Genomic DNA, 23,423 nt, shown 5'->3' on the forward strand with positions numbered 1-23,423 from the left:
TCTTAGTTGCTTTTCCAGTGCCAGAGCTGTGAAATTATCGTGAAGCCCGGAATTTCTTATCCACTGTGGCAATACTTCGCCAAAAAATACCGGCCCGTTGGGGGCCGGTATTGGTGGTAGGCAGTTTTGCGAATGCAGATCAGTCCATCGCTTTGAAGTTGAACTCGCCACCTTCTTTGATGCCCGACGGCCAGCGCGAGGTCACGGTTTTGGTGCGGGTGTAGAACTTGAAGCTGTCTGGGCCGTGCTGGTTCAGGTCACCAAACATGGACTTTTTCCAACCACCAAAGGTGTGATAGGCCAGCGGAACCGGGATCGGAACGTTGACGCCGACCATGCCGATGTTGACACGGCTCGCAAAGTCACGCGCGGTATCGCCATCGCGGGTGTAGATCGCGGTACCATTGCCATATTCATGGTCCATCGCCAACTTCAGCGCTTCTTCATACGAACCTGCGCGAACGGTGGACAGAACTGGGCCAAAGATTTCTTGGGTGTATATGTCCATGTCGGGTGTGACATGGTCGAAGAGGTGCGGGCCAACAAAGAAGCCGTCTTCATATCCCTGCAAGCTGAAATCGCGGTTGTCGACGACCAGCTTTGCACCTTGTTCAACACCCGAGTTAATAAGGCCAAGAATACGCTCTTTGGCAGCACCGGTTACAACCGGTCCCATATCAACATCGTCCCCGGCGGTGTAGGGGCCAACCTTCAGTTTCTCGACACGCGGGATCAGTTTCTCGATCAACGCGTCGGCGGTCTCTTCGCCTACGGGTACAGCAACCGAAATTGCCATGCAGCGTTCGCCAGCTGCTCCGAAACCAGCTCCGACCAGCGCGTCGGCGGCTTGATCCAGATCGGCATCCGGCATGATGATCATATGGTTCTTCGCACCGCCAAAGCATTGTGCACGCTTCCCGTTTGCGGTTGCGCGGGAATAGATATATTGCGCGATCGGTGTTGAACCGACAAAGCTGACGCCTTGAATGATTTCGCTGTCAAGCAGAGTGTCGACCGCTTCCTTATCGCCGTTCACGACCTGGAATACGCCCTTGGGAAGGCCAGCTTCGACGAACAGTTCTGCCAGCATCAGCGGCACGGTAGGATCGCGCTCGGACGGTTTCAGTACCACCGCGTTGCCGCAGGCCAAAGCCGGGCCGACATGCCACAGAGGCATCATGGCCGGGAAGTTGAACGGCATGATCGAGGCGACAACACCCAAAGGCTGGCGCATCGAATACATGTCAATGCCGGGACCTGCGCTGTCGGTAAACTCACCCTTCAGCATCTGCGGTGCGCCGATGCAGTATTCGATAACTTCCAGACCGCGCTGAAGATCACCCTTGGCATCGGGGATGGTTTTGCCGTGCTCGCGGCTCAGCGCTTCGGCCAGTTTGTCCATGTCGCGGTTCATCAAGCCAACCATTGCCATCATCACGCGGGCACGTTTCTGGGGGTTCGTTGCTCCCCATTTAGGCTGAGCAGCAGCGGCATCGGCAATCGCAGCTTCGGTTTCGGCAACACTGGCCATCGGGCAATGGGCCTGAACCTCGCCGGTGGCGGGGTTGAACACGTCGGCGAAACGGCCAGATGTACCTTCTACATTCTCGCCGTTGATATAGTGGGTCAGGTTCTGCATGACAAATTCCTTCCGGGTAGACCTGCCGGCAAAATAGACTTGCAAAAATTTGGTGAACAGAGGCAATGTTTCAAAATTGCTTTGCAAAAATGCAAAAGGGAAAATATGAATCCGAACTGGGATGATATGCGGGTTTTCCTGGCCGTCGCGCGCGAGGAAAGCCTGTCATCGGCGGGCCGTATCCTCAAGATTGATCCTGCAACTGTAGGGCGGCGCATTGCGCGGCTTGAGACAACATTGGATGCGCTGTTGTTTACGAAGTCGCAACAGGGATACATCCTGACCGCCGCAGGTGAACGCCTGTTGGACCACGGTTTGCAGGCCGAAGAGGCGATGCGCGCGGCGGCTGGTGTGGTCACTGGGTCAACCAAATCCCTCAGTGGGCAGATACGGATTGGTGCGCCCGATGGCAGCGCCAATTACCTGTTGCCTCAGGTTTGTGCGAAAATCAGTGATGCCAACCCTGATCTGGACATCCAGATCCTGGCGCTGCCAAGGATCATCAACCTATCCCGGCGCGAGGCCGACATGGCCGTAACTGTCAGCGCGCCCACAGCAGGAAGGTTGCTGGTCAAGAAGATCAGCGATTATAAGCTGCATATGGTGGCCACGCAGGATTATCTGGATCGCCATGCGCCTATTGGTTCAATCAACGATCTTAAGGGGCACCGCCTGATTGGTTACATCCCGGATATGATCTTTGACCGAGAGCTGGACTATCTCAACGATATTGGCGTTGACCGTGTCGCACTTGCATCGAATTCGGTCTCAGTTCAATTGCGACAGGTTTCGTTGGGTACCGGTGTTTGTGTTGCCCATGACTTTACTTTGCCGTTCCATCCAAACCTGCGGAAAATCTTGACGGATCAAGTGGGTTTGACGCGAAGCTTCTATCTTGTCCGGCATCAGGGCGATCAGCGCAACGAACGGTTAAACCGCTTTGCCGAGGCTTTAACGCAAGGCATCCGTGACGAAGTTGCGCGGCTTGAAGCCGATGCCAACGCTTGACAGGTCGACACAATCGCGCAACGCTTTGGATAAATTCATTATTCCGGAGGTGCTTTCATGCTCGTTCAGGGCATTCTAAAATCCAAGGCGACAGACAGCGTCGTGACGGTCGAGCCTTCGATGACTGTGTCGGAGGCTGCGAAAATCCTTGCGGAAAAGCGCATTGGTACCGTCATCGTTTCCGAAGATGGTGGTCAGACGGCAGCCGGCATTCTGTCTGAACGCGATATCGTTCGTGAATTGGCTGCCAGTGGCAGCGGATGTTTGACGCAGCCGGTCAGCTCTTACATGACAAAGGATCTGATCACGACCACACGACAGGCCACGGTACAAGACATCATGGCCCGCATGACCGAAGGCCGCTTTCGCCACATGCCCGTGGTCGAAGAGGGTAAGCTGATAGGCATTGTGACCCTGGGCGATGTGGTCAAGGCGCAATTGGCCGAGCTGGCGATGGAAAAGGATGCCCTTCAAGGTATGATTATGGGTCACTGACGGGGCTGGTTGCGATAGCAACCTCTTGCGCCGACAGCAAAGTTATGTTTGCTGACGCAGAATTTCCAGAACGCAGGAGAGCGTGATGCGGGTTGGTCTATACCCCGGAACCTTTGACCCGATAACTCTGGGCCATATTGACATTATCCGGCGCGCCTCGGCTTTGGTCGACAAGCTGGTGATCGGAGTAGCGATCAACCGCGATAAGGGACCGTTGTTTTCTCTGGAAGAGCGCGTGGCCATGATCGAGGCGGAATGTGCGCTGTTGTCTGAACAAACCGGAACCGAAATTGTCGCTCATCCGTTCGAAAACCTTCTGATCGATTGCGCCCGCGATGTGGGTGCACAAATCATTGTTCGCGGGCTGCGGGCCGTGGCGGATTTCGAGTATGAATTCCAGATGGTCGGAATGAACCGTGCTTTGGACGATTCAATCGAAACCGTCTTTCTAATGGCCGAAGCACGGCATCAGGCCATCGCATCGAAACTGGTTAAGGAAATCGCGCGCCTGAACGGGGACGTGTCGAAATTCGTGACGCCCCGCGTTCATACTGCATTGAGCGAAAGGTTAGGCTAACGCGCCCATCGCGGCGGCTGTGTCCAGCATCCGGTTCGAAAAGCCCCACTCATTGTCATACCAGGCCAGAACGCGCACCAATGTGCCGTCGGTGACTTTGGTCTCGGCCAATGACACAGTCGAGCTATGGGAATCGTGGTTGAAATCCATCGACACCAGTGGGCGGCTTTCGGCGGCCAGAACGCCCGGTATTTTGGCGGCGGCTTCGACGAACAGCGCGTTGACCTCTTCTTCGCTGGTGGGGCGCGATACTTCGGCCACCAGATCGACAACAGACACGTTGGGCGTCGGAACACGGATGGCCTGACCGGTCAGCTTGCCTGCCAATTGCGGCAGGACAAGACCGACAGCCGCTGCGGCACCCGTGGTGGTCGGGATCATCGACAAAGCCGCAGCGCGCGACAGATAGGGGTCTTTACCCGCGGCATCGTGAACTGGCTGGCTGGCGGTATACGCATGGACCGTGGTCATGTTGCCATGGACGATGCCAAGCCCGGCATCCAGCGCGGCGGCAACTGGCGACAAGCAGTTGGTGGTACATGAAGCATTTGAAACAACGGTATCCCCGGCTGTCAGCTCATGCTCATTCACACCATAGACGATTGTTTTGACGGCACCTTCGCCCCGCGCAGGCGCAGAGATCAGGACTTTCTTGGCACCGTTTTTCAGGTGACGTTCAGCCGCTTCGCGGGTGCGGAAAACGCCTGTGCATTCCAGAACTACGTCGATATCCGACCAATCTAGCGCTTCGGGGTCGCGCTCGCTGGACAGACGAATGGGGCCTGCGCCAACGTCCAGGCGTTCGTCGGTCAATGTCACCTTGTTGGAATAACGGCCATGTACGCTGTCGAACTCGAACAGATGAGCGTTCATCTCGGGTTTTGCCAAATCGTTGATGGCAACAATTTCTACATCTGTGCGTCCCGATTCCATCACTGCACGCAGAACTCCGCGTCCGATCCGACCAAATCCGTTGATTGCCAGCTTGAGTGTCATGTTCCGCTCCGTCCGAATTTCGACTTTAGTAAAGTTAGCGCTAACAAAGCCAGATGAGCGGAAAAGTCAAGCAAAACCTCTGTCAGCGCCAGAAAGCCAGCCAATCCAGAAAGGCGTAAAGCTTTTTCCCGAGGAAAACCAAATGTTCGGGTCCAAAGATGGCGTAGTCCAGAATCAACCCACCAAGGATCAAGAGGCCAAGCCAGATAGCGATTTGGTTGGTCATAGCGGCCCCGAACGAAAATGCCCGCCCAGATAACCTGAGCGGGCAAAAATGTTCAAGATTTCAAACCGGTCTTAGTTAAGCCGACCCATGGCAACGGCGACATCGGCCATGCGAACCGAGAAGCCCCATTCGTTGTCGTACCAGGCCAGAACCCGGACAAGGCGGCCGTCTACAACGCGGGTTTGTTCCGGCGCAAAGATCGAGCTTTCTTCGGTGTGATTAAAATCGGTCGAAACCAGCGGCGCGGGTTCATAACCCAGAACGCGCTGCATCGGGCCAAGCGCGGCTTCGCGAACGATTTCATTGACCTCTTCGACAGACACTTCGCGTGAGGCGCGGAAAGTCAGGTCCACCGCCGACACGTTCGGGGTAGGTACGCGGATGGCGGAACCGTCCAGACGGCCTTTCAGGTTCGGCAGAACCTCACCAAGTGCTTTCGCAGCTCCGGTCGATGTCGGGATCATCGACATGGCAGCGGCACGGGCACGATACAGATCGCTGTGACGGCGATCCAGGGTCGGCTGGTCGCCAGTATAGGCGTGGATCGTGGTCATGATGCCGTTTTCGATGCCGACACCTTCGTCCAGAACCTTGGCAAGCGGAGCAAGGCAGTTTGTGGTGCAAGACCCATTCGAGACCATGTTGTCGTTGGCGGTCAGCGTGTTGTGGTTCACACCAAACACGATGGTTTTGTCGACGTTCTTGCCCGGTGCGGACAACAGAACCTTGCCGGCGCCACGCTCGAGGTGCGTTTTTGCCTTGGTGCCGTCATTGAATTTGCCGGTGCATTCCAGAACGACGTCGCAGCCTTCCCAATCCAGCTCGTTCATGTCGTAGGTCGAGAACATCTCCATCGGGCCGCGGCCCAGATCCATGGTGTTGCCATTGATGGCGATGTCGCGCGGAAACCGTCCATGAACGCTGTCGTATTTCAGCAGATGAGCCGAAGTTTCCAGCGGCCCGGTCGCGTTGACCTTGATAACTTCGATATCGTTCCGGCCTGACGCTGCGATATGCGACAGGGTACAGCGGCCGATACGGCCAAAACCATTGATGCCGACCTTTATGGTCATGTGACGTCTCCAAATGCGCTTGCCTTGCAGGCCATATAGCCGCGATTGGTGAATCTCAAAAGAGCAAAAGCGGCATATTTTTAATGTGTTAGCGCAAACTTCGTACGATTGCGCTAACGCTTGCACTGGCTGTAAGATTGGGTAGGTTCCTGAGGCGGCAGGTGACAGGAAAGGTAGCGCGATGAGCGGTCTTTTGGCTCTTTTGGATGACGTGGCGGGGATCGCCAAGGTTGCAGCGGCGTCGGTGGACGACGTGGTGGCGGCGGCGGGAAAGGCCGGGGCCAAGACGGCAGGGGTGATTATTGACGATGCAGCCGTCACTCCGAAATACGTTCAGGGTTTTGCGCCTGCGCGCGAGTTGCCAATCATCTGGCGGATTGCGCGTGGATCGGTATTCAACAAGATCGTGCTGTTGCTGCCTGTGGCCCTTTTGCTGGCCAATTTTGCGCCCTGGCTTATTACGCCGCTGCTTATGATCGGTGGGTCTTACTTATGCTTCGAGGGGGCTGAAAAAATATTTCATGTTCTGTTTCCACATGGCAGCCATGCCATTGATGAAGACATGAACGTGCGCGACCCTGGTCATCTAGAGGAGCAGAAAGTCAAAGGTGCGATCAAAACGGATTTCATCCTGTCCGCCGAAATCATGACCATCGCACTGGCCGCGATCGAGGCGCCGAATCTGTGGATGCAGGCGGCGACTCTGGCGGTTGTGGGCATCGGGGTGACGGTGGCCGTCTATGGCTCGGTCGCGTTGATCGTGAAGATGGATGATGTCGGATTGTTTCTGGCAAACAATGCCCCGACACCTGTCGGGCGCGGGCTGGGGCGTGGATTGGTCAAGGCAATGCCCGGTGTGATGAAGACCCTGTCTATTGTTGGAACCGCGGCGATGCTGTGGGTCGGCGGGTCGATCATCATTCACGGGATGGAAGTTCTGGGCTTCGGCTGGCTGGGCCATCACATCCACGACTGGGCATATGCGATTGGGCATTCCGTGTCAGACGGCTGGGTAGGGGCTGTCGAATGGATTTCCAAAGCAGCAATGGATGGTGTGTTTGGTCTGGCGTGGGGCTTTGTTCTGATCCCTGTAGCCACCAAGGTGATCGGGCCATTGCTGTCAAAGAAGGCCGCAACACATTGAAATAAAAATAAAAAGGGCGGCTGATGCCGCCCTTTGACTTATTCTTCGTGTGCTGGATTACAGTCCCAGCAATTCCTTGACCTTAGCAACGGTCGCCTCGGCAGTGATGCCAAAATGCTTGTACAGCTCATTCGCCGGAGCGGACGCGCCGAAGCTGGACATACCGATGAAGCCGGCCTTGGCTTCGCGGCCACGCTCACCCAATAGCCAGCGATCCCAGCCACCGGCGCGAACGGCGGCTTCGATACCGACGCGGACCGGACCACCAGGCAGAACGCGCTTGCGATAGGCTTCGTCCTGCTGTGCGAACAACTCCATACAGGGCATGGACACGACGCGAGTACCGATACCTTCAGCCTCAAGCATCGCTTTGGCTTCCATAGCCAAAGAAACCTCGGAACCCGTTGCGATCAGGATGGCCTGACGTTTGCCTTCGGCATCAGCCAGCACATATGCACCTTGCGCGGTCAGGTTCTTGGCTTTGTGTTCCGTGCGTACGGTCGGAACGCCCTGACGGGTCAGCGACAGAACCGAGGGGCTGTCCTTGAACGTCAGCGCCAGTTCCCACGCTTCGGCGGTTTCCACAGAATCTGCGGGGCGGAACACATAGGTGTTCGGGGTCGCGCGCGAAATTGCCAGATGCTCGACCGGCTGGTGGGTCGGACCGTCTTCGCCCAAGCCGATCGAGTCGTGAGTCATCACGAAGACCGAAGGAACCTTCATAAGCGCCGCCAGACGCATGGACGGACGGGCATAGTCGGTGAAGGCCATAAACGTGCCGCCATAGGGGCGAATGCCGCCGTGCAGCGCCATACCATTCATTGCCGCGGCCATGCCGTGTTCGCGGATTCCGTAATGGATGTAACGACCCTTACGATTTTCCGGCAGGAAGACACCCATATCAGCTGATTTGGTGTTGTTCGACCCGGTCAGATCAGCCGAACCGCCCACGGTTTCGGTCATGATCGGGTTCACGACATTCAGAACCTTTTCGGACGAAGCGCGGGTGGCCAGTTTCGGTTGATCTTCCGAGATCTGCTTTTTGAACGCGCGGATCGCACCGGCCAGTTTTTTGGGCGCTTCAAACGCATAGGCGCGGTTGAATTCGGCTTGCTTGCGCTCGGACAATTGCGCGAAACGTTCTTCCCAAGCCTTACGCTCGGCGACGCCGCGGGAACCGATGGCCTCCCATGCGGATTTCACTTCGGCGGGAACATGGAACGCGTCATGCGGCCAGCCATAGCCTTCTTTCGCAGCCTTCAGTTGGTCCTGATCGGTCAGCGCACCGTGACCTTTCGAGGTATCCTGAGCTGCGTGACCCAAAGCGATGTGACTTTCGCAGGCGATCATAGTCGGCTTGTTCGACTTTTTTGCCTGCACGATGGCTGTATCGATGGCTTGCGGATCATGCCCGTCAATCTCGATCACGTGCCAGCCCGAAGCTGCGAAACGGCGCACCTGATCGGTGCGATCAGCCATATCGACGGTGCCGTCGATTGTGATGTTGTTGTTGTCCCAGAAGACGATCAGCTTGCTCAGCTCATGACGACCGGCCAAGGTGATTGCCTCTTGGCTGACGCCTTCCATCAGGCAGCCGTCGCCGGCGATCACATAGGTATAGTGATCCACAACCTTCTTGCCATAATGCGCGCGCTGGATTTCTTCGGCCATGGCAAAGCCCACAGCGTTCGAGATGCCTTGGCCCAGCGGGCCGGTCGTGGTTTCGATGCCATCAACCAGGAAGTTCTCCGGGTGACCGGCTGTCTTTGCACCCAACTGGCGGAAGTTCTTGATTTCCTCAAGGGTCACATCGCCGTGGCCGGTCAAATACAGCAGCGAATAGATCAGCATCGAACCGTGACCGGCCGACAGGATGAACCGGTCGCGGTCAGGCCAATTCGGGGCCGAGGCGTCGAATTTCAGGTGCTTTTCGAACAGCACGGTCGCAACGTCGGCCATGCCCATCGGCATACCGGAATGGCCGGAATTGGCGGCGGCGACGGCGTCAAGGGTCAGGGTGCGGATGGCCGCAGCTTTGTCCCAGTGTTCGGGGTTTGCATTGCGCAGCGCAGTCAGGTCCACGGGCGTTGTTCCTTTGGATTACAGGCAGATGTGGCGCTCAATACCATCCAGCCTCCAAAGTGCAAGTAGAACCGGGATTTCTGATGAGGTAGTGGTTCAAGAAAGCTGCCCAAGTTGTTGAAAGCAAACAGTGGGTATTTTCCGCCTCGTTAGGTTAGACTAGGGCAAGACGTGGATGATATTGATTCGGACTATCCGCGATACAAGGAACCTTGGTTAAGAGGTGGCAGGGGCATGAGCCAGATCGAAGAATTACATCGCCGTATTGTTGCTGCAATGGATCGGATAGGGACCGGCGTCGATACGCTGCGGGATACGTCTCCGGTCAGCGGTGGTGCAGATGACGCTCTGCGGACGGCATTGGATGATGAACGTGTCGCCAATGCGCAGTTGGAAGAACGTCTGAAATCGCTGAAAGAGCGCCACGAACTAGAAGTCGACGCCATGCGTTCGGACATGGAACGGCTGCGGACCACGCCCGTTGAAAGCCCGGAAAACGGGGCATTGCGCGAGCAATTGGCAGAGGCGCAGGCAAAACTGGCCTCGGTTGAGGCCGCCCGCGCCGAGTTGGCCGCGGCTAAGGCCGCGTTGGAAAATCAGGATGAGGTTGAGGCGCTAAAGGCCGAAAATGCGCAGCTCAAGGCCGCAGCGGCTGCGACACAGGGTGTCGAAGCAGAAAACGCGCGCCTGCGGTCTGAACTGGCGGACAGCGAACGCGTCGCCGAGTTGAGCGCCGAGCTGGATATGTTGCGCGCTGAGCGATCCAGTCATGGGGCGGCGATGTCCCGTCTGGATGACGATCTGCAACGCATGCGCAAGGCGAATGAACAGTTGCGGCAATCGGTGGATGAACTGCGCGCCGCCGCCGAAGACGGCGTGCCGGATGCTGATCTGCTTAACCGCGCAACAGTGGCCGAACTTGAGGCGACGCGCGCTGCACAAGCAACCGACGCTGCCGAAGCGCACGCAGTTCTGGCGCGATTAGAGCCGCTGCTGTCGAAGGCGAAACTGGCGGAAGGAGAGGTTGAATAATGCCCGAATTGACTATTCAAATCGGTGGCCGCGGCTTTGATGTTTCGTGCCAGGAGGGGGAAGAGGCGTTCCTGCATTCGGCTGCCAAATTGCTGGATGACGAGGCGCAAGTTTTGTCCGATCAGATCGGGCGCATGCCAGAATCGCGGATGCTGCTGATGGCTGGGCTGATGCTGGCCGACAAGGCCGCCGGAACCGATGACAAGATCAAGGCGCTCGAGGCAAAGCTGGCCGAGGTTGAGACCGAGCTTCGAACCCTCAGAAACATGCCACAGCCCGAGCCTGAGCGTATCGAGGTGGCCGTGGTACCTCCGTCAGTGACGGACACGCTGGCGGAAATAGCCGCGCGGGCCGAAGCCTTGGCATCCGTGATCGAGGAGAAGTCAGCGGGATGAACTCTGTAAAGACGGTCGCCTGCGCCGTGGCATTTGCTTTGCCCAGTGGCTTGGCTTGGGCTGAGATCGACATTCTGCCAGTGACATTCACATGCCAGAACGGCGTGCCATTGGAAGTGGCCTATTTCAACGCGCCGGACGGGTCGAGTGCAGCAGCAATGATGGTGGATAACCAATTGGTCACTCTGCGTCAGGTCCAAAGCGGTTCCGGCATACGCTATGAATCCGACGGAGAGACAGGGACGTACATCCTGCGCTCAAAAGGATGGGACGCAACCGTGAGCTTTCTGGCGACAGGATCGGATGCCGCCAGTGAGCAGGTCATTCTGGATAATTGCGTCAGCCGCTGATCAAGCGTTTGCTTCGCGGATCTTGTCGGCTGCTTCTTTGTTGTAGCCGACACCGTTGTCGTCAAACAGCGTGTCCAACTCGCCAGAAAGGGTCATCTCGGTGATGATATCGCAGCCACCAACGAACTCGCCTTTGACGTACAACTGAGGCACGGTCGGCCAGTCGGAATAATCCTTGATGCCCTGACGCACGTCTTCATCGGCCAGAACGTTCACGTCAGTGAAATCCACACCCATATAGTTCAGCACACCGGCCACGCGGGACGAGAACCCGCATTGCGGCATCTCTTTGGTGCCTTTCATGTACAGCACCACGTCGTTGGCTTTGACTGTGTCGTCGATCTGGGTCTTAACGTCGGTCATCTTGCTTGTCCTCTTTGCCCGCATCGGGGGCAGTAATTTCATTCTGTGACGGGTCGGGGTCCCATCCTTCTTCCTCTAACCGCCGGTGTTCGGCTTGCGCCAGGGCCAGCGGGTCCAGCCCGTATCTTTCAATGCCGCCGACCTTACTGATTTTGTCCGGGTCCGGACGCATATCGGCGAGGTTGCGTTTTCTGTTCCGCTTCACATAGGCTTCGATCAGAGCAGCGGCAACTATCAATGTTGCGATTACACCTATCCAGAACAGCCAGCCGCTCATTTTTTCGGGGACATTGCTTTAGTATATTGCTGAGGATCTCCAGGTATTGGCATTGCACTAACGCCACCGCCTTTACCCGTGTCTGTTGTAGACGCAACTAAGCTCGCGTTCTGGCTGGGTGTTGCGCCGCGCTTCTGTTTGTATCGGGATTTGCCGAAAGTTGATTTCAGAATCAACACGAAACCGGCGCATGTCAATAAGCCGCTAATTGTATAAATCCAGAACGTGATCGTCATTCAGGCACTTTCGTTGTCAACGCCAGCGCGTGAAGCTCTCCATCCGGGCCATCCATTTTACCCTTCAACGCTGCGTAAACCGCGCGTTGTTGCTGCACCCGGTTTTTCCCGCGAAAGCTTTCGTCCACGACCATGGCGGACATATGAACGCCGTCGTGCCCGCCGACCTGAATTTCCGCATCCGGAAAGGCTTCGCGCAGCAAGTGTTCGATTTCGTGGGTGCTCATCGGCATGTAGATAACTCCTGAAGATCTTTCTCAAGATGTAGAGCGCTCGGACAGGGCGTGCAAGGGTGTGATGAGGGGCTTGAAACGACAAAACCTGCGCCAATATGGGCGCAGGTTTCGCGAATTAGCTTCAAGATATGATCAAGCCACGGCGGCGGCAAAGCTGTCGCGGAACGTGTTCGTCAACTCGGCCAGAGGGGCCTCGGAATTGCCGACTTTGACAACGTCACCAGTAAAGCGACCGACCGAGACCAGTGGAACACCGGCCTGACCTGCTGCGATCATCAGCGCCTCGGCCTGGTCAAAGTTGCAGGCGACCAGATAACGGGCCTGATCTTCGCCAAACAAAAACTCGGTCGAGGCTTCGTCGAGGTGAACGCCAACGCCTGCGGCTTCGGCCAGTTCGAAAGCCGCCAGGGCCAGACCACCATCACCCAGATCGGTGCAGGCTTTGATCATCTCGCGATTGGCGCGGATAAACTCACCATTGCGCTTTTCGGCGTCGAGATCGACATGCGGCGCGTCGCCGTCTTCGCGGTTGAACACTTCGACCAGAAGGGCCGACTGACCCAGATGCCCATTTGTTTCGCCAATGACCAACGCGACGTGGCCTTCGCGGACCTCGTTACCGATGATTTCGTCGGTGTGGTCCAACAGGCCAACCGCGCCAATGGTCGGGGTAGGCAGGATCGCTTGACCGTCGGTCTCATTATACAGCGACACGTTGCCCGACACGATGGGCATGTCCAGCGCGGCGACCGCAGCGCCGATACCCTGAATTGCGCCAACAAACTGGCCCATGATCTCGGGCTTTTCGGGGTTGCCAAAATTCAGGTTGTCGGTGGTGGCCAGTGGTTTTGCCCCAACGGCAGTCAGGTTGCGGTACGCTTCGGCGACGGCCTGCTTGCCACCCTCAACCGGGTTGGCGCGCACATAGCGGGGGGTGACATCACTGGTGAAGGCCAATGCCTTGTCTGTGCCATGCACGCGAACCATGCCCGCACCCAGACCCGGCGTGCGCGCGGTGTCGGCCATGACCATGGTGTCGTATTGTTCGTACACCCATTGCTTGCCCGCATAGTTCGGCGAAGCGAGGAGGGCGCGCAGGCCGTCGATCGGGTCGATCTGCGGAACCTCGGCCAGTTCTTCAGCTTCGGGTGTAGGCTCCCACGGGCGGTCGTATTCCGGTGCGGTGGAAGACAGCTTCGACAGCACAAGATCGGCTTTAACCTCGCCGTTATGGACAATCAGGAAGCGATCTTCGGCGATGGTCTCGCCGACAATGGCAAAATCCAGATCCCATTTCTCGAACACGGCGCGGGCTTCGGCCTCTAGCTCAGGCTTCAGGACCATCAGCATGCGTTCCTGAGACTCAGACAGCATCATCTCGTACGCTGTCATATCCTCTTCGCGCTGAGGGACGTTCTCCAGATCGAGGCGCACACCCAGACCACCTTTGTCGCCCATTTCAACGGCGGAACAGGTCAGACCAGCCGCACCCATGTCCTGAATCGAAATCACGGCACCGGTTCGCATCAATTCCAGCGTCGCCTCCATCAGGCGCTTTTCGGTGAAGGGGTCACCGACCTGAACGGTTGGACGTTTTTCTTCGATCGTGTCGTCAAACTCGGCCGAGGCCATGGTTGCACCACCAACCCCGTCGCGCCCGGTTTTGGCACCCAGATAAACGACGGGCATGCCAACACCCGAGGCTGCCGAGTAGAATATCTTGTCGCTGTCGGCCAGACCTGCAGCAAAGGCGTTCACAAGGCAGTTGCCGTTATAGGCAGGATGGAATCGCACTTCGCCACCGACACAAGGCACGCCGAAGCAGTTGCCATAGCCGCCGATGCCTTCGACAACGCCATTGACCAGCTGGCGGGTCTTGTGGTGGCCGGGCTCGCCAAAGGACAGTGCGTTCATTGACGCAATGGGACGCGCACCCATGGTAAAGACATCGCGCAAGATACCACCAACCCCGGTCGCCGCGCCCTGGTAGGGTTCGATGTAAGACGGGTGGTTGTGGCTTTCCATTTTGAAAACAACCGCTTGCCCATCGCCAATATCCACGACACCGGCGTTCTCACCCGGACCGCAGATCACCTGCGGACCCGAAGTGGGCAGGGTGCGCAGCCACTTTTTCGAGGATTTGTACGAGCAATGCTCATTCCACATGGCGGAAAAGATGCCCAGCTCGGTGAATGTCGGCTCGCGGCCGATGATCTCAAGGATCATGTCGTATTCGTCGGGCTTCAATCCGTGGGCGGCAATCAGATCCGGTGTGATGGCGGGCTCTTGCATCGTCTGTCCTGTTCTCAAGGTGGCCGAGATTGCGCGCCTTTTAGGGCAAGGGCGCGTCGGTGGAAAGGGTTAAGACCGGGGTCTGATGGTTTCCTGTGCCAATCCGATGAAAAAAGGCCGCCCTCAGGGCGGCCTTTGCGTGTTTGTAGTGTCAGGTCGTTATTTTGGCGCACCGTGTTCCGAACCCGATTTCTGACCCTGCTGTTCCGCTTGTTGGTTTGCTGCTTCTCCGGCTGCTGCACCGATAGCGGCCTTTTGTTCCTCGTTTAGGTTATCCACGTCATCCAGGCCGGGGATCGCAACGCGCACCTCGCGGCGGGCAAAGTCGATGCCGTTTTCCTTGAACGCGGCCTTCACACGGTTGAAGATTTCCTTGCGCAGGGTGAACTGCTTACCCGGCTTGGCCATGAACTTACCGCGGATGATCATGCCGACATCATCAAAGTCGAACACGCCTTGAGACTTGAAGGGCTGCAGGAAACCGTCCTTGTGGGTTTCGTCCTCCATCATCTCGGCACCGATCTTCTTAAAGATCTTCTTGACCTTGTTGGGGTCGGTGTCGAAGGGCACGGTGAACTTCAGCTTCATGATGACCCAGTCACGGCTGTAGTTGGTCAGCTTTTGAATCTCACCGTAGGGAATAGTGTGAACCGGCCCGCGGTGGTGGCGCAGTTGCATCGAACGGATCGAGATTTTTTCGACCGTACCGGTGGTGCCGCCGACATCCACGTATTCTCCAACACGGAAGGCGTCATCGACCAGGAAGAAGATACCGCCCACGATATCGGCCACCAGCTTTTGTGCACCAAAACCAATGGCCAGACCCAGGACACCAGCACCGGCCAGCAGGGGGGTGATGTTGATCCCCAACGCCCCAAGCGCCAGCAGCACAAAGATGACCGCGATAGCGACCTGAGCGGTCACACGCAGCAGGGGCAGTACAGTGGCTAACCGTGACCCGCCCGAGCCACCACCTTCGCCAGCCTCTTCATCCGGGCTTTGATCGGCTGCTTGTTCTTTGGCCAGACGGCGATTGACCCAAAGCGACACAAGCTCATTGAGGATGTAGCCAACGGCAATAATAATAAAGAACTGGATAACCTTGCTGCCGGATTCATCGCCGCCGCCTGCGATTTCCCGAAGATCAAGGTCCCAGGCGTTGGCGATCATCAAGATGACCAGAATGCCAGCCAAGACCCGTCCGATGCGGATATAGCTGCGCTTGGTCGATTTATACGCCTTTTCGGCCACGGGGCCTTCGCCCTGCATCGGCGGCTGCAGATGGCGCACCAAACCACGTATCAGCGTGTCCAGAGCGGGTGCAATCAGCAGCCAGAACATGGTGGTGAAATGTGCACCCTGCAGCAACAAGGCGCGCAACATCGGGTCGCGCTGAGCAGCCAGGAACTCGACAAGTAGCCAGATCACCGCAGATACGCCGATGGCGAAATATGGGTAATAATGAGCGACTTCCTCGTCGAACTTGGTGTGGTCCGGGTCTGTCCCCAGCATCATCTGGGACAGGCCTTCACGGGCTTTCCAGGCAATCACTCCGATATAGATGTGGATTGCACCGTTCAGCCAGAACCCGATCCGGGTTTCACGCCCGGTGATGCCGTTCAATTCGTTGAAATGGATAATGAACAACGTCAACCCGATCAGGATCAACAGCCCGATCAGATTACGGTGCAGGTATTTTGCCCAGTGGTCGTCAATGTTGACCAGCCGATATTGGGGTTGGTTCGGGGCCAGTATGAACCGCGAGGCAGCCGCGCCAAGGCGTGGAACCCAGATCAGGTAAAGGACGAAAGGTGCGGCGTAGGTCAGTTGTTCAGGCGTCAACAATCCGCGTCCCAAGGCGCGGATCACGACATAAAAAACAACTAGCCCAGCAATCTCGCGGCAAAAGCGGCGAAACAGGAAGCTTACCGCACCCCAAAGGTCACTTTCCTCGGTCGCACTTGCTTGACTGTGCCATCTGTTGGTGAGCAGGTAGAAAAGCTTTTCCGCAATGTAGCCTGCAATCAAAACGCTCAGAATCAAACCCATCAGCGTAAGAGCGCCGCTTGATCCGAATGTGCTTATAAAGTTCTCGGCCGCATGGGCCTGAGCACTGAATATATTCGGCACCGTGACCACGACCTGCGTCCAGGACGTCACCATTGCCGCCCAAATTGCGCCGATTTCCTTGATGGGATCTTCGCGATCCTCTGCTTCGGCAGCCTTTTGTTCAGCGACCGCGTCCAAACGCTCAAGCAAAATAGCGCGGACCTGATCGTCAGACATACGCGCGACCAGATCGTCCACCTGTTCAGGCGTCAGATCATCGGGAATGCTGATAGTGGTTGAGGAACCGGTCGATCCGCTATCCTGCGCAAGAACCGGCCCTGAAAGGCAAATGACGGAAAGTATCGCCAACAAAAGGCGAAGGGGCTGAAACATCGAATCTGTCCTCGAACACAAGTCTTCGTGAATTTTTCGTGATCATAGGTCTAAGTGCCCGAGTTTCCCAGATGTTTTGCCAGCCGAACACAGCGCGCGTTGCCGAATGGCCAAAAAAAAGGCCGAGCACTAAGCTCGGCCGTAGTCCAACAGGGAGGTATGAAGATGATGAGCGTTTCAGCATCACCGCCTTCGAGAGTTCATTTAGGGATCACTTTGTGAACGATCAAGAGATTTCAGAATGATTGCTGATCAACCCCGCTATGCCAGTGGTGCATAGCTAGAGTTTTCCCATCTGCTTCAATTGTTTGCGCTGCGTTATGATCTCATCCTGAACAAAGTCACGGAAGGCCGCGACGCGCTTGGAATGGCGCAGTTCCTCGGGATAGGCGAGGTATACGGGAACATCCGCACTTTCGATATCCGACAGGATCGGCGCGACATTGGGAAGCCCTTGGGTAACGTAGTCTGGCAGGACGCCAATACCCAAGTTATGCAGCACACCCTGAAGCACACCAAAATAATTGTTCACGGTCAGCAGGGATCCTGGATTGTACGTCATCAGATGGCGCACCATCGCAGCACCCGCACCAACCTGCGGTGCCGAAGGTGTCTGACAGATCAGCCGGTGATTTTTAATTTCGTCCAAAGATTTCAGCATACCGCCATGGGTATCGATGTATTCCTGCGTCGCGTACAGCTGCATCTGCACGGTCATCAGGCGTTTGCGGACCAGATCGGCCTGGCTGGGCTCTTTCATGCGGATGGCGACATCAGCCTCGCGCATGGGCAGGTCTAGCACGCGCTCTTCCAGCATCAGGTCGATATTGAGATCGGGGAACTGCTCGTACAGTTTCGGCAGGCGCGGTGCCAGCCAAAGCGTGCCAAAGCCGTACGTAGTTGTGACGCGCAGAACGCCAAACACTTCTTCTTCGCTGTCGCGAATGCGCGCAGCAGCAGCGTCCAGACGTTTTGTCATGGCCGAGGTTGCGTCAAACAACAACTCGCCCTGTTCTGTCAGGATCAACCCGCGCGCGTGGCGGTGGAACAGCGTCGAATCAAGCGACTCTTCCAACGCTCTGATCTGTCGGCTGACGGCCGATTGCGACAAGTTCAGCTTGTCACCTGCATGAGTCAGGCTGCCTGCATCCGCAACTGCGTGAAATATTCTAAGCTTGTCCCAATCCATCGCCGCAACTTTCGTTATCTTTCGAACTGCCTATATGAAATAGGTAGCAACTTCTACATTCAAACGGTGAAATCCTTAGGTTTCAGGGGATAAACCCTATACAGGTCAGAATTTATGACCTAAAATGTAGAAATATATAGCACACTGATCTGACGTGGGGAGGCGTTTGATGAGTCAGCCGCAAATATCGCTAAATGATCGTTACGATCTGGATAAGAACCCAATTCTTTTGAACGGCACGCAGGCGCTGGTTCGCCTGATGCTGATGCAAAAGTCCCGGGATACGCAGGCAGGACTGAATACAGCTGGATTGGTTACCGGGTACCGCGGCTCACCGCTGGGCGCGGTGGACCTACAGATGACGCGGGCACAGAAACAGCTGACTGAAAGCGACATCACATTCCAGTACGGTTTGAACGAGGACCTAGCCGCCACAGCGCTTTGGGGCAGCCAGCAGGCTGGACTGCGCGGGGATGGGCGGTTCGATGGTGTTTTCGGTCTCTGGTACGGCAAGGGGCCGGGTGTAGACCGGTCCGGTGACGTGATGCGCCACGCCAATATGGCGGGTACGGCCAAACATGGCGGCGTGCTGGTGGCGATGGGTGATGACCATACTGGCGAAAGCTCGACCGTTCTGCATCAGTCGGAATGGTCTTTGGTTGATATGTACATGCCAATTGTCAGCCCTGCGGGTGTGCAAGAGATTTTAGACTATGGCGTTTACGGTTTCGCGCTCAGCCGGTTTTCGGGGCTTTGGGTTGGCCTGAAGACGATGAAGGACACGATTGAGGTCACGTCGGTCGTTGATGGCAGTGCTGACCGGATGAAGCTTGTCGTGCCCGAGTTCGACATGCCCGAGGGCGGATTGAACATACGTTTGGGCGACACGCCGCACCTGCAAGAAGGGCGGATCATCGACCACAAACGTTTCGCGGCGGAGATGTTCTCGCACGCCAACAAGATGGACAAGCGTGTGTGGGGCAAACCCGGCGCCAAGATCGGGTTTGTTGCGGCCGGCAAGAACTGGCTGGATCTGTCCCATGCCATGTCGTTGCTGAACATCGACGCGGATGAGGCTGAACGGTTGGGGATCACGACCTACAAGATTGGTCAGACCTTCCCGCTAAACATGACTGGATTTCATGACTGGGCTGAAGGACTGGACCTGATTGTTATCGTTGAAGAAAAGCGAAAATTGATCGAGGTTCAGGTCAAAGAAGCCATCTTTGACGACCGTCGCGGCCGCCGTGTGTACGGCTGGTATAAGGGCGGGGCCGGGACCCTTCACCGTGAAGAGCTGTTTCCGACCCGTGGTGCGCTTGATCCGAATATGATCGCCGAGAAGCTGGGTGAGATTCTGATCGAAGAGGGCCACGACACAGAAGGCGTCCGCGCCGGTTTGGCCAAACTGTCCGAGGCCCGCCGAGCCGACAACGCCGAAGAAATCGCGACTCGTCTGCCGTATTTCTGTTCGGGCTGTCCGCATAACAGTTCTACCCGGTTGCCCGACGGCAGTCGCGCCTATGCGGGTATTGGCTGTCATTATATGGTGCAATGGATGGACCGCGAGACCACCGGGTTCACGCAGATGGGGGGTGAGGGCGCAAACTGGATTGGCGAAGCGCCATTTTCGACCACCAAGCACGTGTTCCAGAACCTTGGTGACGGGACGTATAACCATTCCGGCGTGCAGGCGATCCGGGCGGCGTTGGCTGCGGGCACCAACATCACTTTCAAAATCCTGTTCAACGACGCTGTCGCCATGACCGGCGGTCAGGAAAACGAGGGAGGACTGTCGGCGGAACGGATTGTTGCCGAGGTCAAGGCTATGGGCGTGCAGAACGTGGCCGTAGTCTATGATGAAAAGGAAGATGTGAATTTCAAGGCGATGCCTGCTGGTGTGGAAACCTTTGAGCGTGCGGATTTGATGTGGGTACAAGAACAGTTCCGCGAGACCGAGGGTGTTTCGGTCATCGTCTACATCCAAACCTGCGCGGCCGAAAAACGGCGTCGGCGCAAACGAGGTGAGTTTCCAGACCCCGATAAGCGCGTATTCATCAATACTGACATTTGCGAGGGATGCGGCGATTGCGGCGTGCAATCGAACTGCGTCTCGATTGTGCCGAAAGAGACGGAGTTCGGTCGCAAACGGGCTATTGATCAATCAAGCTGCAACAAGGATTTCTCTTGCCTCAACGGGTTTTGCCCGTCGTTCGTAACCTTTGAAGGTGCAAAAATCCGTAAGGAAGCAACCACCGATATCGATCTACCGGATCTACCTGAACCAGTGCTGCCTGAAATCAAAGGGACACATAACGTGGTGATCACTGGTGTTGGCGGCACAGGTGTGGTGACGCTGGGTGCGATTTTGGCACAGGCGGCACAGATCGACGGTAAAGGCGCCGGAATGATGGAGATGGCAGGCCTTGCTCAAAAAGGTGGTGCCGTTCATATCCATTGTCGCTTGGCAAACCGGCCCGAGGATATCAGCGCTATTCGCGTTGCCACAGGTGAGGCACATGCACTGATCGGGGGCGATCTGGTTGTCTCTGCCGGGGCCAAGACGCTGGGTCTGACGCGCGCGGGTCAAACCGGGGCCGTGATCAACAATCATGAGACGGTGACCGGAGATTTCACCCGCGATACCGATTTCCGCATTCCGGGTGACCGGCTTGAACTGGCCTTGCAGGCGCGGTTGAAGGATGACGTCTCACTGTTTGACGCAACCGATCTGGCGCGCGCGGTGATGGGCGACTCGATCTATTCCAACATGATGGTTTTTGGTGCGGCCTGGCAGAAGGGCTTGCTGCCCATCAGCCATGATGCCGTAATTCAGGCCATCGAACTGAATGGAACTGCGGTCGAGCGCAACAAGCGTGCTTTTGACATAGGGCGTTGGGCGGTTCTGCACTCGCAGGAGGTTGCAGGCATTTTAGAGCCTAACGTGTCAGATATGCCAAAATCTTTAGAGCAAAAGATCGACTATCGTGCGCAGCACCTGACAGAGTATCAAAGCGGTCGGTTGGCCAAACGATATCGCAAAATGGTGGACATGTTTGATGATGAAGCAATCCGCGAAGCCGTGGCAAAAGGCTATCATAAGTTGTTGTCATACAAGGATGAATACGAGGTTGCCCGGTTGATGTTGGGCAGCCGCGAAAAAGCTGTAGCCGAGTTTGACGGGGATTTCAAAATGACCTTTCACCTGGCCCCGCCCATCCTTGGCGGAACTGGTGCTGACGGACGTCCTCGCAAACGTTCCTTCGGTGAGTGGATTTTGAAGCCGATGAAACTGCTCACGCGGTTGAAGTCACTGCGGGGAACACCTCTGGATATTTTTGGTTACAGTGCAGAACGGCGGATGGAACGCGCCTTGATCAAGCAATATGAAAATGACCTTAATGAGATAAAACCTCTTGTTACACCTCAGACCCGCGACGCAGTGATTGCGCTGGCGCAATTGCCGCTGGACATTCGCGGGTTCGGGCCGGTGTTGCAGGCCAACGAGGCCAAGGCGGCCAAACGGCGCGAGGAATTACTGGCCACCATACGGAACGGAGGGCCAGAGCTGCGCGCTGCCGCCGAATAAACCGTAACGGGATTGTCACGAAACCTAGGCAAAATTGCCGCTTATACTTATCTTGCAGGCCGCAAACTCTCGGAGAGTCGTATGCCCTCGCGCCGCCATATCGCTCGTGACATATCCTATGCCTATTCCGCCGCAACCAAAGGGGGGCGGATGGTGATCAAGCTGATGGAGAACACCACTGGGCGTTTGCGCCTGATCAAGCGCGCAGACGGGTATGAGAAAGAGGTCGCTAAAGGGCGCGACTTTTGGTCGGTCATGGTGGGTCGCTATGGTCTGTCGTTGGATATTGTTGACGGTTCGTTGACGAATATTCCGACGACCGGGCCTCTAATTCTGATTGCCAATCATCCTTACGGTATTCTGGACGGGTTGATGATGGGCCACATCCTGTCTCAGACACGTGGCGATTTCCGAATTTTGGCCAATCACGTGTTTCGCAAAGCCGAGGATCTGAACAAGATCGTCCTGCCGATTGCGTTTGACGAAACCAAAGAGGCGATGAGACAGAACCTTGAGACGCGCAAAGCGGCGTTGAAATATTTGGACGAGGGCGGAGCCATCGGGATATTTCCGGGTGGTACGGTCAGCACCGGGCTCAAACCCTTTTCACACCCGATGGATCCAGGCTGGCGTGGGTTCACGGCAAGAATGGTGGCCAAATCGAACGCCACTGTAGTGCCGGTCTTCTTTGACGGTCACACGTCGCGCTTGTTCCAGATTGCCAGTCATTTGCACAATACTTTACGCATGGGACTGCTGATCAAAGAGTTCAAAAAACGCGTGGATACGCCTGTCAAAGTGGTGATCGGAGAGCCCATCGGCCGCGACGTTCTGGACCCATTGGCCACGGATACGCGCAAGATGATGGATTTCTTGCGCAAAGCCACGTATGAGCTGTCCCCGACGCCGTTGAAATCTTATGATTACGGCTATGAATTCGAGGAACGGCATCGCGCCTAAAGAGGCTAATGGCAGTAGGCATTTTTGATTCTGGTTTGGGCGGTTTAACCGTTCTTGACGCCGCGCAGAAACGTCTGCCGGACGTGGATTTTCTGTACTTTGCGGACAGCGCGCATGCGCCCTATGGCGTGCGGGACGCCGAGAATATTTATGCTCTGACACGGCACGCTGTTTACAACTTGTGGGACCGTGGCTGCGATCTGGTGATTCTGGCCTGTAACACCGCCAGCGCCGCCGCGCTGCGTCGGATGCAGGAAGAGGGTGTGCCTGCCGGCAAGCGTGTCCTGGGAGTCTTTGTGCCTTTGATCGAGGCATTGACTGAGCGGCAGTGGGGCGACAACAGCCCTCCGCGTGAGGTTGCCGTAAAGCACGTTGCCTTGTTTGCCACGCCCGCAACGGTGTCTAGCCGAGCCTTCCAGCGAGAGCTGGCGTTCCGAGCCATCGGCGTAGACGTCGAGGCGCAAGCGTGCGGCGGCGTGGTCGATGCCATCGAAGACGGCGACATGATCTTGGCCGAGGCACTGGTACGCAGCCATGTAGATGCGCTGAAACGGAAAATGCCAGAACCGCAAGCAGCCATTCTGGGTTGCACGCATTATCCGTTGATGGCGGAAACCTTTCAGGCCGCCTTGGGCCCGGATGTTCAGGTTTATAGTCAGGGCGCCTTGGTTGCTGAAAGCCTTGGGGATTACCTTCAACGTCACCCCAACATGCAGGGCGAAGGCAAGGGTGGCTTCTTGACTACTGGAAAGCCAGATTTTGTCAGCGACCGGGCGACGCAGTTCCTCCGACGACAAATTTCGTTCGAGGCCGCCTGACTTA

21 protein-coding genes are annotated in these 23,423 nt (G+C 56.6%); 10 read left to right on the forward strand and 11 right to left on the reverse strand.

Features of this window, described 5'->3' with window-relative positions; all coding sequences use genetic code 11:
- Positions 1–139 precede the first annotated feature (139 nt).
- Positions 140–1,639, reverse strand: a complete 1,500-nt coding sequence (locus tag ACR0B8_RS04245; protein WP_480657670.1) for a CoA-acylating methylmalonate-semialdehyde dehydrogenase — start codon at positions 1,637–1,639, stop codon at positions 140–142.
- Between the two features lie 105 nt (positions 1,640–1,744).
- On the opposite strand from ACR0B8_RS04245, the gene ACR0B8_RS04250 reads away from it, so the two are divergent.
- The 3 genes from ACR0B8_RS04250 to coaD all read left to right on the forward strand — a co-directional run bounded on the left by ACR0B8_RS04250 (position 1,745) and on the right by coaD (position 3,719).
- Positions 1,745–2,647 carry a LysR family transcriptional regulator gene (locus tag ACR0B8_RS04250; protein ID WP_170358286.1) on the forward strand — a complete coding sequence of 301 codons (903 nt, stop codon included), beginning with the start codon at positions 1,745–1,747 and terminating at the stop codon, positions 2,645–2,647.
- Positions 2,648–2,704: 57 nt separating this feature from the next.
- Entirely contained in the window at positions 2,705–3,142 is a 438-nt protein-coding gene (locus ACR0B8_RS04255) for a CBS domain-containing protein (protein ID WP_170358288.1), read from the forward strand.
- Positions 3,143–3,227: 85 nt separating this feature from the next.
- Positions 3,228–3,719: a pantetheine-phosphate adenylyltransferase gene (gene coaD, locus ACR0B8_RS04260; protein WP_226688499.1), complete on the forward strand. Its 492-nt coding sequence runs from the start codon at positions 3,228–3,230 to the stop codon at positions 3,717–3,719.
- On the opposite strand, the gene gap (ACR0B8_RS04265) is transcribed toward coaD, so the two are convergent.
- From gap (ACR0B8_RS04265) to gap (ACR0B8_RS04275), 3 genes are all read right to left on the reverse strand, one after another.
- Entirely contained in the window at positions 3,711–4,715 is a 1,005-nt protein-coding gene (gap, locus tag ACR0B8_RS04265) for a type I glyceraldehyde-3-phosphate dehydrogenase (protein ID WP_226688498.1), read from the reverse strand. The genes coaD and gap (ACR0B8_RS04265) overlap by 9 nt on opposite strands.
- Positions 4,716–4,797: 82 nt before the next feature.
- Complete coding sequence (locus ACR0B8_RS04270) at positions 4,798–4,941, reverse strand: hypothetical protein (protein WP_170348585.1); 144 nt, start codon at positions 4,939–4,941, stop codon at positions 4,798–4,800.
- A gap of 71 nt (positions 4,942–5,012) precedes the next feature.
- Complete coding sequence (gene gap, locus ACR0B8_RS04275) at positions 5,013–6,014, reverse strand: type I glyceraldehyde-3-phosphate dehydrogenase (protein ID WP_170393912.1); 1,002 nt, start codon at positions 6,012–6,014, stop codon at positions 5,013–5,015.
- A gap of 181 nt (positions 6,015–6,195) precedes the next feature.
- On the opposite strand from gap (ACR0B8_RS04275), the gene ACR0B8_RS04280 reads away from it, so the two are divergent.
- Positions 6,196–7,158 (forward strand): DUF808 domain-containing protein, encoded by a 963-nt coding sequence (locus tag ACR0B8_RS04280; RefSeq protein WP_480646553.1) that lies wholly within the window; start codon positions 6,196–6,198, stop codon positions 7,156–7,158.
- 57 nt (positions 7,159–7,215) lie between these two features.
- Here the strand turns inward: ACR0B8_RS04280 and tkt are convergent, their stop codons facing one another.
- Positions 7,216–9,240, reverse strand: coding sequence for a transketolase (tkt, locus tag ACR0B8_RS04285; protein WP_480657667.1), 2,025 nt, complete (start codon positions 9,238–9,240; stop codon positions 7,216–7,218).
- Between the two features lie 234 nt (positions 9,241–9,474).
- Here tkt and ACR0B8_RS04290 point away from each other — a divergent pair, with 234 nt between their 5' ends.
- From ACR0B8_RS04290 to ACR0B8_RS04300, 3 genes are read left to right on the forward strand one after another with little or no spacing between them, the layout of a single operon-like run.
- Complete coding sequence (locus tag ACR0B8_RS04290) at positions 9,475–10,272, forward strand: hypothetical protein (protein ID WP_170348589.1); 798 nt, start codon at positions 9,475–9,477, stop codon at positions 10,270–10,272.
- Positions 10,272–10,667: a cell division protein ZapA gene (locus ACR0B8_RS04295; RefSeq protein WP_170358299.1), complete on the forward strand. Its 396-nt coding sequence runs from the start codon at positions 10,272–10,274 to the stop codon at positions 10,665–10,667. Before ACR0B8_RS04290 ends, ACR0B8_RS04295 begins: the two co-directional genes overlap by 1 nt.
- On the forward strand, positions 10,664–11,017 hold the full coding sequence (locus ACR0B8_RS04300; protein ID WP_226688495.1) for an MliC family protein: 354 nt from the start codon (positions 10,664–10,666) through the stop codon (positions 11,015–11,017). The genes ACR0B8_RS04295 and ACR0B8_RS04300 overlap by 4 nt, the downstream gene beginning before the upstream one ends.
- Here ACR0B8_RS04300 and grxD read toward each other — a convergent pair whose 3' ends face one another.
- The 6 genes from grxD to ACR0B8_RS04330 all read right to left on the reverse strand — a co-directional run bounded on the left by grxD (position 11,018) and on the right by ACR0B8_RS04330 (position 18,052).
- Positions 11,018–11,380, reverse strand: coding sequence for a Grx4 family monothiol glutaredoxin (grxD, locus tag ACR0B8_RS04305; RefSeq protein ID WP_170358304.1), 363 nt, complete (start codon positions 11,378–11,380; stop codon positions 11,018–11,020).
- A complete protein-coding gene (locus ACR0B8_RS04310) occupies positions 11,367–11,657 on the reverse strand; it encodes a hypothetical protein (protein WP_170358306.1) in 291 nt (96 codons plus the stop codon). Before ACR0B8_RS04310 ends, grxD begins: the two co-directional genes overlap by 14 nt.
- Positions 11,658–11,889: 232 nt before the next feature.
- The gene (locus ACR0B8_RS04315; protein WP_170348594.1) at positions 11,890–12,126 is read right to left on the reverse strand and encodes a BolA/IbaG family iron-sulfur metabolism protein; all 237 of its coding nucleotides are present in this window, start codon (positions 12,124–12,126) and stop codon (positions 11,890–11,892) included.
- Between the two features lie 135 nt (positions 12,127–12,261).
- Positions 12,262–14,421: a phosphoribosylformylglycinamidine synthase subunit PurL gene (gene purL / locus ACR0B8_RS04320; protein ID WP_226688494.1), complete on the reverse strand. Its 2,160-nt coding sequence runs from the start codon at positions 14,419–14,421 to the stop codon at positions 12,262–12,264.
- Positions 14,422–14,580: 159 nt separating this feature from the next.
- Positions 14,581–16,863, reverse strand: coding sequence for a mechanosensitive ion channel family protein (locus ACR0B8_RS04325; protein ID WP_480657664.1), 2,283 nt, complete (start codon positions 16,861–16,863; stop codon positions 14,581–14,583).
- 280 nt (positions 16,864–17,143) lie between these two features.
- The gene (locus ACR0B8_RS04330) at positions 17,144–18,052 is read right to left on the reverse strand and encodes a LysR family transcriptional regulator (RefSeq protein WP_226688493.1); all 909 of its coding nucleotides are present in this window, start codon (positions 18,050–18,052) and stop codon (positions 17,144–17,146) included.
- A gap of 169 nt (positions 18,053–18,221) precedes the next feature.
- Between ACR0B8_RS04330 and ACR0B8_RS04335 the strand changes: the two genes are divergently transcribed.
- From ACR0B8_RS04335 to ACR0B8_RS04345, 3 genes are all read left to right on the forward strand, one after another.
- On the forward strand, positions 18,222–21,641 hold the full coding sequence (locus tag ACR0B8_RS04335) for an indolepyruvate ferredoxin oxidoreductase family protein (protein WP_226688492.1): 3,420 nt from the start codon (positions 18,222–18,224) through the stop codon (positions 21,639–21,641).
- An 81-nt stretch (positions 21,642–21,722) separates the two neighbouring features.
- A complete protein-coding gene (locus ACR0B8_RS04340; RefSeq protein WP_170409714.1) occupies positions 21,723–22,601 on the forward strand; it encodes a lysophospholipid acyltransferase family protein in 879 nt (292 codons plus the stop codon).
- 8 nt (positions 22,602–22,609) lie between these two features.
- A complete protein-coding gene (locus tag ACR0B8_RS04345) occupies positions 22,610–23,419 on the forward strand; it encodes a glutamate racemase (protein WP_170375186.1) in 810 nt (269 codons plus the stop codon).
- Positions 23,420–23,423 lie beyond the last annotated feature (4 nt).

Source organism: Ruegeria sp. BH6 (genome assembly GCF_056538105.1).